The sequence below is a fragment of the Shewanella insulae genome (genome assembly GCF_009831655.1).
Taxonomy (GTDB): Bacteria; Pseudomonadota; Gammaproteobacteria; order Enterobacterales; family Shewanellaceae; genus Shewanella; species Shewanella insulae.
On record NZ_WRPA01000022.1, the window covers coordinates 53,552 to 64,507 of the forward strand.

At 55.2% G+C, this 10,956-nt stretch carries 11 protein-coding genes and 1 pseudogene; 7 read left to right on the forward strand and 5 right to left on the reverse strand.

Annotated elements, in window-relative coordinates:
• The first annotated feature begins 615 nt into the window (after positions 1 to 615).
• The 4 genes from GNT65_RS18425 to GNT65_RS18440 are packed head-to-tail and all read left to right on the forward strand — an operon-like array spanning position 616 to position 3,785.
• Positions 616 to 1,452, forward strand: a complete 837-nt coding sequence (locus tag GNT65_RS18425) for a MipA/OmpV family protein (protein ID WP_244952226.1) — start codon at positions 616 to 618, stop codon at positions 1,450 to 1,452.
• Positions 1,442 to 1,837, forward strand: a complete 396-nt coding sequence (locus GNT65_RS18430; protein ID WP_160798666.1) for a DUF3019 domain-containing protein — start codon at positions 1,442 to 1,444, stop codon at positions 1,835 to 1,837. Before GNT65_RS18425 ends, GNT65_RS18430 begins: the two co-directional genes overlap by 11 nt.
• Positions 1,834 to 2,538: a response regulator transcription factor gene (locus tag GNT65_RS18435; RefSeq protein WP_160798667.1), complete on the forward strand. Its 705-nt coding sequence runs from the start codon at positions 1,834 to 1,836 to the stop codon at positions 2,536 to 2,538. The genes GNT65_RS18430 and GNT65_RS18435 overlap by 4 nt, the downstream gene beginning before the upstream one ends.
• Positions 2,535 to 3,785 (forward strand): sensor histidine kinase, encoded by a 1,251-nt coding sequence (locus tag GNT65_RS18440; protein WP_160798668.1) that lies wholly within the window; start codon positions 2,535 to 2,537, stop codon positions 3,783 to 3,785. The genes GNT65_RS18435 and GNT65_RS18440 overlap by 4 nt, the downstream gene beginning before the upstream one ends.
• Before the next feature lie 35 nt (positions 3,786 to 3,820).
• Here GNT65_RS18440 and chrA read toward each other — a convergent pair whose 3' ends face one another.
• From chrA to ohrR, 4 genes and pseudogenes are all read right to left on the reverse strand, one after another.
• Positions 3,821 to 5,029 carry a chromate efflux transporter gene (gene chrA, locus GNT65_RS18445; protein ID WP_160798669.1) on the reverse strand — a complete coding sequence of 403 codons (1,209 nt, stop codon included), beginning with the start codon at positions 5,027 to 5,029 and terminating at the stop codon, positions 3,821 to 3,823.
• 139 nt (positions 5,030 to 5,168) lie between these two features.
• Positions 5,169 to 6,311 (reverse strand): annotated as a pseudogene (gene rlmC, locus GNT65_RS18450) (23S rRNA (uracil(747)-C(5))-methyltransferase RlmC); the annotation flags it as partial.
• A gap of 39 nt (positions 6,312 to 6,350) precedes the next feature.
• Complete coding sequence (locus GNT65_RS18455) at positions 6,351 to 7,592, reverse strand: glycerol-3-phosphate dehydrogenase/oxidase (protein WP_160798671.1); 1,242 nt, start codon at positions 7,590 to 7,592, stop codon at positions 6,351 to 6,353.
• 24 nt (positions 7,593 to 7,616) lie between these two features.
• Complete coding sequence (gene ohrR, locus GNT65_RS18460) at positions 7,617 to 8,084, reverse strand: transcriptional regulator OhrR (protein WP_244952227.1); 468 nt, start codon at positions 8,082 to 8,084, stop codon at positions 7,617 to 7,619.
• A 322-nt stretch (positions 8,085 to 8,406) separates the two neighbouring features.
• Between ohrR and GNT65_RS18465 the strand changes: the two genes are divergently transcribed.
• The 3 genes from GNT65_RS18465 (at position 8,407) to GNT65_RS18475 (ending at position 10,784) form a co-directional block, all read left to right on the forward strand.
• A complete protein-coding gene (locus GNT65_RS18465; protein WP_181006368.1) occupies positions 8,407 to 8,844 on the forward strand; it encodes an OmpA family protein in 438 nt (145 codons plus the stop codon).
• A gap of 219 nt (positions 8,845 to 9,063) precedes the next feature.
• Positions 9,064 to 10,482 carry a cytochrome C biosynthesis protein gene (locus GNT65_RS18470; protein WP_160798673.1) on the forward strand — a complete coding sequence of 473 codons (1,419 nt, stop codon included), beginning with the start codon at positions 9,064 to 9,066 and terminating at the stop codon, positions 10,480 to 10,482.
• Between the two features lie 104 nt (positions 10,483 to 10,586).
• Complete coding sequence (locus GNT65_RS18475) at positions 10,587 to 10,784, forward strand: hypothetical protein (RefSeq protein WP_011864602.1); 198 nt, start codon at positions 10,587 to 10,589, stop codon at positions 10,782 to 10,784.
• 48 nt (positions 10,785 to 10,832) lie between these two features.
• On the opposite strand, the gene GNT65_RS18480 is transcribed toward GNT65_RS18475, so the two are convergent.
• Positions 10,833 to 10,956: transposase (locus tag GNT65_RS18480; protein ID WP_146194370.1), on the reverse strand; the 124-nt coding region annotated here is incomplete at its 5' end.

Below are 10,956 nucleotides of genomic sequence, written 5' to 3' on the forward strand. Positions count from 1 at the left end.
CATATAATCATGATGACTTAACTAAGGTGGATAGCTTTGGTGTAGCATTTTGTAGTTCTGTTAAAAAACAAACATTTGGTTAACAATGAGTATTTTGGATGAATGCCAGGTCTGACCAGAATTAGAGGCAAGGCTAAAAACCACCAATAAACACATTAAAAACAAATCGGTATGATTGCCAACCTAAGATTCCCGAACAATCTTGAGTGGTAACAAAAACGCTACAAAACAAGATTAGCAAGCATACCCCTATGAACCTACAAGTGGACAAATTCCTCTTATTGCTACATCAAAAAATAATACCATGCTCCGGAAAGATGGAACCGCTCAAGCATGATTATTCAATCGGGATTCACAATTTGTGCCGTTAACCTGACATGAGTAAAAGTGATCTGCAAACGACAGTAAAAATGATAAGAGATGACAACAAAGCGATAGCGACAGCACGCCAAGCGTGCAAAGCTTAAGGGATATGATGAAAGGTAAGCCAAAGTCTCTACTCGAAAAAATACTCCAAGGCATGTAGCATTTTGTACACTTATAAAAGTTTTTACAGACTTTTAACCTTAGATGGTTTTAGATGCTAATTTACCTTTCAGGATGTGGATGAAGGCCATGAAGTACCTCTTGTCCGGTCTTATTTTTCTCACGGGATTGCTCCTGTGCGAGGCCAGGGCCGAAGAGCAGATAGACGACATTACCACGGGCGAATTTCATTTCACCCTCGCCTTAGGCTATGGCGGTATCGAGAACCCCAGAGCCAAGTCGGACGATATCACCACCTATGCCCTGCCAAGCTGGTCCTACTATGATGACCGCTTCTACGTGGAAAACTTCACTCTGGGCTACAGCCTGTATGAGTCGGATAGCCTGTTTATCGACCTGCAGACCCGCCTCAACGAAGATGGCTTCTTCTTCGAGCTCGATGGTTGGAACAAGGTCTTTCTGAGCGACATACTCGGCTTCAAGCCCAACAAGCAGCCTATATTCGGTCCGGCGATCCCCGAGGTACCGATAGAGCGCAACATCTCCTACCTCGGCGGGCTCAGCACCACCTGGCTCACCCCCTACAGCGATTTCACCCTAGGTTATTTTCACGACATCAGCGGCGTTCATCAGGGCAACGAGATCCATCTCAAGGCTAAGAAAAGCATGGCATTTTCCTGGGGCGCGTTGGGATTTGAGATAGGCGCGATTCGTAAGAGCAGCCAGCTGATAAGCTACTACTACCATTTTACCCAGGAGGAGCTGGGCCGCGGTCGAGTTCAACAACCCCAGTCGGCGGCCATCAACTACCACACCAGTGGCGTAGTCAATGTGCCTCTGTGGCAAGACATTAATTTTGTAGCGATTATCACCTACACTTGGTTAGGAGATGAGATCACTAAGAACCTCATGGTAGAGAAGGATGGATACCTGTCTGGGTTCATCGGAGTCAGCTATGCCTTCTAACGCCACCAAGCTGATACAGTGCATGTTGCTGCTGGCCCTGGCCACCAGCTTCTACTGTCAGGGCAATAGCACCCAAGTCAATGTGAAACCCAAGACCTGCGCGGTGCTCGAGGCTGGCAGGCCCTGCCACCTGACACTCAAGATCAGCTACAGACTCGAGGCCTTGGAACAGACCTGTATCTGGGTAGCCCTCAGAGAGGTCCCGGAGCAGTGTTTCGATCGCCTAAGCGTAGATCACCTGCTGGAGCTGACGCTCACCAAAGATACCCTGGTGCAGATCAAAGATATCAACAACAAGGTGCTCGATGAGGTGACCATACAGATCGCCACCTATCAGCCCGTCAACACCCGAAAACGCCGAGGACTCAACTGGAACCTGTTATGAGCAAACCTAAGATTCTCCTTATTGAAGACGATCTGGATTTGGCGGAGCTCACCCTGCTCTACCTGACACAGCAAGGTTTCGACCTGACTCACAGCGAGTCGGCCCAGGCGGTGGCAAATTTGCCCACAGATCTCACCTTCGATCTCATCATCTGCGACATCATGCTGCCCGACAGCGACGGCTTTAGCCTGTTCGCCGACCTGCAGGCAAGATACCAATGCGTGATCATCTTCATGACGGCTCTCGACGGTCAGCAGGAGCAAATAAAGGGTCTAGAACTCGGTGCCAGCGACTATATCGTCAAGCCGGTCAACCCCGAACTCCTGGTGGCTCGCATTAAGGCCAACCTGAGAAAACTCCCTAGCGAGGCGCCGCCCCAGAGCGTTACCCTGCACGATTTCACCATAGATCATACCCATCAACAGCTGACCATAGGCGATCGCCCGCAGAAGGTGACCACCCAGGAGTTCGACCTACTATGGATCTTCGCCCAGCATCCGGGCAAGGTACTCAGCCGCGAATACCTGTTCGAGCAGTATGTGGGCCGCCCCTACGATGGCCTGGACAGAGCGATCGATCTCAAGATCAGCCGTCTGAGAAAGAAGATAGACAGTTATCGGATCGACGGACTCACCATCAAGACGGTACACGGTCAGGGTTACCTGTTTAACTATCAGCCCCAGAGCTCGAATAAGGGATGAAGTTTCAATTCTACCGCCTCTACGCCCTGCTGATCTTAAGCAGCGCCCTGATCATCTGGTCATTCAGCGAGATCCACGGCGCCATGCAGCACCAGATGGAGTCCTACCAGATAGATGTCGACAGCGTGTTTCGCGGCCTGAGCGAGGAAGACAGCAGCGTGCTAATCCGCCAGCTCTCCCGCGACGAACTGGCATTACCCCAGGGCCTGGCCGATAAACTTGACCGCGGCGAAACCATCGCCCTCACCCTCAGCGGTGGTAAGACCTACTACTATCGCCAGTCCCCCGAAGCTAACCAAAGTTCAAACACAGAGGCGAGCAAGCAAACGGCCAAGGTGATCGCCTTCGGCCCAGTGCTGCGCAACCCCACTCAGGCGGTACCTACCGAACTTATCATTTTCGCCCTCTACGCCAGCCTGGGCTGCCTGGCGCTGCTGCTGATCTGGCCCCTGTTTCGGGATCTCTCCCAGCTACAGACATCCGCGGTGGAGTTTGGCGCCAACCCGAGAAAGATGGAGCAGACGATCAACAAGCGCTCGGCCATCTATCCCCTGGCCAAGGTTTTTCACGAGGTCACGGTACAGATCGTCGACTTCCTGCAGATGCACAAGGAGCTGTCGCGCACCATCTCCCACGAGGTCAGGACGCCTCTGGCGCGCATGCGCTTCGCGCTGCAGCTAAGCAAGGCGGAGCTGGATGACAAGTACTGGCAGCGTCTCAACGCCGATATCGATGAGATAGAGCAGTTGGCCAACAACTACCTCTCCTTTGCCAAGCTGGAGCACAGGGAGGCGCAGATAAAGAAACAGGCGGTCAGCGCCCAGGCCTTCCTCGAACAGTTAGAGGAGAAATTTGCCCTCTATCAGGACAAGATAGGCATAGCCTTTATCGCCGACGATAAGCTGGCGGTGTTCGATGCCAGCTCGATGAGCATTGCCACCCAAAACCTAATCATGAACGCCCTGCGCTTCGCCAAACAGAATATTCAGGTGCATTTTCGCTGCGAAGGCGATCTGTGCCAGATCACCGTAGAGGATGATGGCCCAGGCTTCGAAGGCAAGGGCAAACAGCTGCTGGCCGCCTTCGCCAGAGATAAGGAGCAGGCCGACGGCTCCGGCTACGGCCTGGGGCTCTACATCGCCCGCAAGATCGCCATCTGGCATCAGGGCCGGTTAGAGGTAGCAAAGTCCGATGAGCTCGGCGGCGCCAGCCTCACCCTGGTCTGGCGCAATCAGCAGGCTAATTAGAACAGGCGTGCCTTTTCCGAAAATGTGCCCGGCCCTTAAAACAGCGCCCCCATGACGCCGAGTAAGATCCCCGTCAGCGCGAAGCCCAACAAGAGCATGAGAATGCTGGGCCGATAACGAAGTTGCCAGGCCAGTCCGATCAATACTAAGAGGGCATCGGGCCAGGCGAGAACGGCACTGACGATCACAGGGGAGATAAGCGCCGCCAGCAGCAGGCCCACCACGGCGGCATTGATCCCCATTATTGCGCCGCGAAATCTCGCCCGCCCCATCAGGCCATGCCAACTGCGCAGCAGGGAGAGTTGCAGTAAAAATCCCGGAAGGAAGATGGCGAGCGTCGCCACAAGCGCTCCCAACAGGGGCGACTCAAACAAGGACTCGGCGCCGAGAAAGGCCGCCAGGGTAAACATGGGGCCGGGCACCGCCTGAGCCAGGGCATAACCCGTCAGGAAACGTTCGCTGGTCAGCTGCTGACCGACACTCGCCTCCAGCAGCGGCAGCACCACATGACCGCCGCCAAACACTAGGGCGCCCGCCTGATAAAACTGGGCAAACAGCTGTAGCAGGCTATGGCCAGTTCCTAGCCAGAAGAGCGACAAGCCAAACAGCAACAAAAACAAGCAAAGAGGCAGCATCTTTGGCCGCAAGGCATCGAGTGAGCCGCGTCGAACACCTTTAGTGTCTTGCCCTCCTTCAGCCTGTTCAGTGTCCTGAAGGGCCGATGGCGCCAGCAGAATAGCACCGATAATTCCAGCCAAGATCAACAGCCCCAGCTGGCTGGCCAGGGTGCCGACAAACAGGGTGAGCGAGGCGCAGAGCAGCATAAGTAGCCGAGTCGCGCCGCGACGACAGAACTGCTTGAACATGCTCAGCACGGCATCGGTCACCACAACGACCGCCATCAGCTTGAGGCCATGGATCAGTCCCTGAAACCAGCTGGTATCCAGCCAGCTCAGACTCGCCACCGCCAGCAGATAGAGGAGCAGAAAGGAGGGCAAGGTAAAGCCCATGAAGGCAGCGATTGCGCCCGATAACCCAGCCCTGTGATGGCCTATGGCGAAACCCACCTGGCTTGAACCCGGCCCGGGGATCACCTGACTCATTGCGACGATGGCGCCAAAACGCTCGGCGTCCAGCCAGCCGAGCTCATCGACGAAACGCCGCTTGAAATACCCTATATGCGCCGCCGGCCCGCCGAAGCTCATCAGCCCCAGGAGCATAAACTGCTTAAATACCTCGCCCAAGTTGTCATCCTCCGTCAACGCGCCACATGAGACTTGACCGCGCCGACTAAACGAGCGCAGCCTTTTGAATAGCATGGTTAATTAGATTATGACAGACAGGTGACAGCCTGATGACAAACGAATAGAAAGACTTGGCTGGTTACTCGCCTGTGCGCCGCAACATCACCAGCACCTCGAAATGATCCGTGTGGGGGAACATGTCAAACAGCTGTACCTTGGTCACACGGTAGCCTGAGATGCAATGCAGATCTTTGGCCAGGGTCTTGGGATTACAGCTGGAGTAGAGAATCGCCTTAGGGGCAAACTCGCTCAGGGAGTGACACAGTGCCTCGCCGATGCCGCGTCTGGGGGGGTTGACTATGATAAGCTCCGGCTTCTCTTCGCCGCGGCTGCCGCTGGCGAAGCTGGTCGAGTCCAGCGCGGTGAAGCGCACGTTATCAAGCCCCAGTGTCTCGGCCGACATCTTGGCGCAGGCGATCGCCTCGGCCTCGATCTCTATGCCGGTAAGGGCCACCTCTTTCGAGGCACAGTGCAGGCCGAAACCGCCGACGCCGCAGAAGAGATCCCAAATCGATTTAGGCGCCAACTCACGGGTCCAGTCCCGCGCGCTCAGGTAGAGCTTGGCCGCCACCTCGGGATGGGTCTGGAAGAAGCTCTTGGGACGAATGTAGAGGGGTACGCCATTAAACTCCTCCTCCAATCTAGTTGCCTCGGTGAGGAAGATCTCCTCCTCCCCTTCCAAAATAGCCATATGCACTGGCTGCAGATTCACCGACACCAGCTTGATCTCTGGATGTTCGGCTAACAGCTTTGGCAGTTCGCGCTCGATACGGGGAATGGCCTGCTCGGAGCGCATCACGAAACGCAGCATATATTCGCCGCGTACCTGACTGCGGGTCAGCAGGATAAACTTAAGCTCGCCCTTGGCCTTATCGACTCTATAGGGCGGGATCCCCGCCTGGCGCACAAACTCCTCTAAACGGTGCAACAACTGCTGCATATCCTGAGGATAGAGGCTGCAGTCGCACAGGCTCACCGCCTCGCCGCTGGGGCTCATCAGCCCCAATATCGGCTGATGGGCGGCGCCCAGCACCACCATCTTGGCCTTGTTACGAAAACCACTCTCTGGGCCCACCACGGGAGGAAGCCACTGCTCCACCGGCAGATCCTTGAGCAATGCCTCTAGAGTCGCCGTCTTCGCCGCCACCTGCTGGTTCAGGGGCGTCTTGAGATGACGACAGGAAAGACACTGATTAGCATCGAAATAGGCACACTTCACGGATGATTTGCTCGCAGTTTGGCTTAAAAAAGGCGCCCTACTTTAGCCTTTTTGAGGAGAAAAATCACCTTTCGCCGAGGGCGACTGACTTACCATTGATTCATCTGCCACAGGCGTGAGGCGTAACGTATCGACATCGGCACATATTGGCTTAGGCCCGCAGCGACTCTTGACCCAGGCCAGCGCCTCCTTGGCCGTGTGCCTGAAGGTGGTCAGCTTGCCGCCATAGACGGTGAGCAGGTTGGGATGGGTATCGCGCGATAACATCATGGTATCCCTGGGCAGGTCGAACGCCTCACCGCCCTGCTTAGGTAGCACGCGCACGCCGCAGTATCGCCCTGTGATACGCCCCTCGAGCGCCCCATCGGCCTCACACAGGGGGAAGTAGTGGCGATAGATCCCCAGCAGATAGGCCTCCTCGGCTGGCGTCACACCCGCGGCGTCCACCGCTTCGATCGGGGTCTCGGTCGTGCCTATCATGGTCTTTCCCTGCCAGGGCATGACAAACACCACCCGCTTATCGAAGATAGATTCCAGGTAGAAGATGCCGCTCGGCGAGGGGATATCCAGCACCAGGTGACTCCCCTGCACCAGCTCCAAGGCAGAGACCTCCACCTTAGGGATGACCCGCTCGAGCGTCTGATTGACCCAGGGGCCGGTGGCATTGATGACGCAGCGGCTACTGAGGCGCCGCATCTCCCCCCCGGCATTAAAGCTGACGATACAGGAATCTGGCCTGTGCTCTATCTCCTCCAGGCTGACCTGGGTCAGCAGCTCTGCCCCTAACTGCCTGGCGCTCTGGGCCACGGCGCGGGTCAAAGCGCCATCGTCGGTCTGGGCGTCCCAGTAACGAAACACGGCGCGTAGCCCCTTGAGCTTGAGCCCGGCCAGCTCACTCCAGCGACTGGCCGGCACAGACTGAAACTGGCCCAGGGGATCCAGCTCGCTCAGTAAGGCATACAGGCTCAGCCCGGCGCGAATGGCCAGCGGGCCACGCTGACTGCCTCGGTAGAGTGGAATATAGAAGGGAACCGGCTTGACCAGCTCGGGGGCCAGGGTCAACAGCGCCTTACGTTCACTTAGAGACTGGCGCACCAGGCCGAGTTGGCCCGACTCTAAGTAGCGCAGGCCGCCATGGATCAGCTTACTCGAGTTAGATGAGGTCTTCTCCCCCAGATTATCCTTTTCAAGCAGCACCACAGAATAGCCGGCGGCCTGGGCACACTGGGCTATGCCCACCCCGGTAATGCCGCCACCAATCACCACTAAATCCACTGCCTGCATATCGCGTCCTTTCGCTAAATGAATCTAACTTTTTTCCGCCGCATTCAGATAGCGGTAAGCCTTGTCGCACAGGCGCTTGAGTTCAATAAACTCTTCGGGCTCTCCGCCTAGCTTACAGCGCATCTGCATCGGAATAGACTGAGCCTGCTGTTGCAGTTCCCGGCCCGCTTCGGTCAACTGCAATACCCGCACCCGTTCGTCGGTTTCACTGCGCCCACGGGTCACCAGGCCTTTGCTTTCCAGGCGTTTAAGCAGGGGCGTCAGGGTACCCGAGTCCAGGTGAAGCTGCTCACCCAGGGTCTTGACGCTGATCCCCGGCTCCTGCCATAGGACCAACATCGCCAGATATTGAGAATAGGTCAAGTCCAACGCCTCCAGCAGGGGGCGATAGGCGCGCACCATGGCATTGGCGGCGCTATAAAGCGAGAAGCAGACCTGGTTTTCGAGGGCTAGCGGATTAGGGTGAGTATCTTGGCTCGTGGATTGACTCATGAATTGGATCGCCATCATTAAATTGCACACAACTTTTACCAAGTTTACGCCATGCGCAGGCCAAAGTGAAAAATTATCAAAAAAATTTTTTACTGCATAGTTAGTCAATAATCCGTCATCTTTACAGAGACTTAATTAAATAATTAAGTAAAACCATCTAGATGCGGCTCGACTGAATCCTGACACTAGGTTAAATACTCAAAAAGGCTGAGATTTCCGCACCTTTCCACCAACAAACATGGTTGCTTTTCGAGCGATAATCCCCTAAATTCCCCCCACTATTCAGCTCGATACACTAAAAAACACAATGGAGGTGTTCACTATGAAGCAATTGCTGCTAGTGATGTTGTCATTTCTCTTTGCCGCCCAAGCCAATGCCGCCTGTCCGCAAAACATCAGCTTCGGCGATATACCCTTTGAGAAAAACAGCTCTTACTTCGATAGCCGATATGCCAAACAGTTGCAAGCGCTGATCGAGAAGACTCAAGCCGACAGCGGTTATCTGTTGCTGGAGTTTCCCCTGAATAAGGGAGAAACAAATAAGAAACTCAGAGACTACAACCTCTGGCTCGCCAATCGCCGTATCGAACGGGTCAAAACCTTCCTGACCAAGGCGGACTATAACCAACCCGTGATCACTAAGCTGCTAACCGCCAGCAAGCAAGATACCCGCACCCTGAGCCTTCACTGGTGCCAACAGGAAGAGAGTGAGACAGCAATCGCCAGCGCGACCACACCCGGCCGTCACCAGCTCAAGTAAGCCGCTATAGCCCTGGAGCCGCCTCCCGAGAAAAAGTGAGGCGGCAACTTGGCAACAACGAAAAATCCGCGCCAGTTAACACTTCCAGTACATTTCAAGATTTGTGTTGCAAATCTTAAACATAAACTTAGCCTCCCCCACCTCGCGCAGTAAACTGTCCCTAGAGGATTCACGCCTTTGTCATCATCATTTTGGCAAATCAGCTCCCGGGGAGGGATTATGTTTAGAGCCCTGATATTTTGTTTTCTATTACTCTCGAGCGCACTACCCAGCTTCGCACAGGCCTCGGAAAGTCCGGCGCCTCAAAATGCCACATGGCATTATGTGGATGCCGACGGTCAGCTGAAGATCAAGCTCTATTTCTTCTGGTCTAAGACCTGTCCTCACTGCGCCGAGGCCCATCCCTTCATCGACAGTCTGCCGGAAAAGTATCCCTGGATAGAGCTAGAGTCACACATGGTGTCTCAGGCCGGTACCCGGGAGAAATGGCAGGCGATCGCCGAGCAGACCAAGGTCGCCGCGCGCTCCGTGCCCTATATCGCCGCCTGTGAACAGGCCACAGTGGGTTACAGCAGCGAAGCCGTGACTGGACAGTTTATTCTACAGCAGCTCAAGGCCTGTTACCGCGCCTTGGGCGGCGTGGTTGAGGACGGTGAACAGGCGACCCAGACGGGTACGGCGGCCCCAGAGGGCGAGCCGCTATTTGCGACCTGTAGCGCCAGCAGCGAACCCGGCACCTGTGACCTGGGGCTGGAGGAAAGCGCACCTGCCGCGCCCGTCACTAAGGTACAACCCATAGAGCTGCCACTGATCGGTGTAGTGGCGCCAGAGCAGCTATCCCTGCCCGTACTGACCGTGGTGCTGGCCGGAGTCGACGCCTTCAACCCCTGCGCCTTCTTCGTGCTGCTGTTTCTGCTCTCCATCATGGTTAACGCCAAGAGTCGCAGCCGCATGTTGATTGTCGGCGGCATCTTCGTGTTCTTCTCGGGCTTTATCTACTTCCTGTTTATGATCGCCTGGCTCAACATCTTCGAGCTGCTGGGCGCGGGTAGTGACGGCGGCCTCATCATACTCGGGGCCGGTTTGATGGCGCTGATCGCCGGTGCCATCAACATCAAGGAATACTTCTTCACCAAGGGTGAGGTCAGTCTCTCCATGTCGGCGGAAAACCGCACCGGGCTAATCAAGCGCATGGGCAAGCTCACCAGCGCCAGCAGCATGGCGGCGATGATCGCCGGCACAGTGGTGTTAGCCATCCTGGCTAATGCCTATGAGCTGCTGTGCACAGCAGGTTTTCCGATGATCTACACCAGCGTATTGACTATGCATGAACTGCCGGCATTCGAGCGCTACCTCTACCTGGCCTTCTACAACATAGTCTATGTGATCCCGCTCGCGGCAATCGTAATCGCCTTCAGCGCCACCCTGGGTAAGCGCAAGCTCACCGAGAAAGAGGGACAAACCCTGAAGCTGATGTCGGGGATCATGATGATTGGCCTGGGGGGCATGCTGGCCCTGGATCCGACGGCGCTGCAAAACGCCGGCCTGGCCATAGGCTTGATCTTCGCCTCCATCGGCCTGACTTTCGTCATCAGCATGGGGCGCAAATTTATCGAGCGCCGCGGCGCCACCAGTTAAATTTGTAAAGGCTAAAGTTTTCCAAAACGGTGCCGATAGCACTATAGTTAACCTAAGCTAATTTGGTTAACTATAAGGCTCTCACCCAGTTTAAGGCGGTAATCATGGCAATAACAGTTGGAACCAGTAATCTACAACCTAATCTAAGCAATGGAAGCGTTGGGGTTAAAGTTGCACAGCTCGCCAAAGAGCAGCAGCAGGCAGAGGGAGAGATTGCACTACAGCTGATTGAAGCGGTTGACTCGGCGCCTAGCGCTGGGCCTGTGGGAAATAGTGGTCACAACATTAATACCACAGCTTAAATCAGAGCGAACTTCGCAAAGCCCTCATTATGAGGGCTTTTTTTAGGTTCATCGCGGATCTCCGGGGAACGCCTCTCTGACTTTCAGAAAGAAGTATTCGGTATCCCGGTAGCCATAGCCCATTCGCTTCAGCAGTTTGATTTTGTTGTTCATCCCTTCCAGTCGGCAGGTG

Excerpts from the sequence above, each read along its gene's own strand:
- GNT65_RS18440 (WP_160798668.1), top strand. The coding sequence starts at position 2,535 with ATGAAGTTTCAATTCTACCGCCTCTACGCCCTGCTGATCTTAAGCAGC.
- GNT65_RS18455 (WP_160798671.1), bottom strand. The coding sequence starts at position 7,592 with ATGCAGGCAGTGGATTTAGTGGTGATTGGTGGCGGCATTACCGGGGTG.
- GNT65_RS18465 (WP_181006368.1), top strand. The coding sequence starts at position 8,407 with ATGAAGCAATTGCTGCTAGTGATGTTGTCATTTCTCTTTGCCGCCCAA.
- GNT65_RS18475 (WP_011864602.1), top strand. The coding sequence starts at position 10,587 with ATGGCAATAACAGTTGGAACCAGTAATCTACAACCTAATCTAAGCAAT.
- GNT65_RS18425 (WP_244952226.1), top strand. The coding sequence starts at position 616 with ATGAAGTACCTCTTGTCCGGTCTTATTTTTCTCACGGGATTGCTCCTG.
- GNT65_RS18430 (WP_160798666.1), top strand. The coding sequence starts at position 1,442 with ATGCCTTCTAACGCCACCAAGCTGATACAGTGCATGTTGCTGCTGGCC.
- GNT65_RS18470 (WP_160798673.1), top strand. The coding sequence starts at position 9,064 with ATGTTTAGAGCCCTGATATTTTGTTTTCTATTACTCTCGAGCGCACTA.
- ohrR (WP_244952227.1), bottom strand. The coding sequence starts at position 8,084 with ATGAGTCAATCCACGAGCCAAGATACTCACCCTAATCCGCTAGCCCTC.
- GNT65_RS18435 (WP_160798667.1), top strand. The coding sequence starts at position 1,834 with ATGAGCAAACCTAAGATTCTCCTTATTGAAGACGATCTGGATTTGGCG.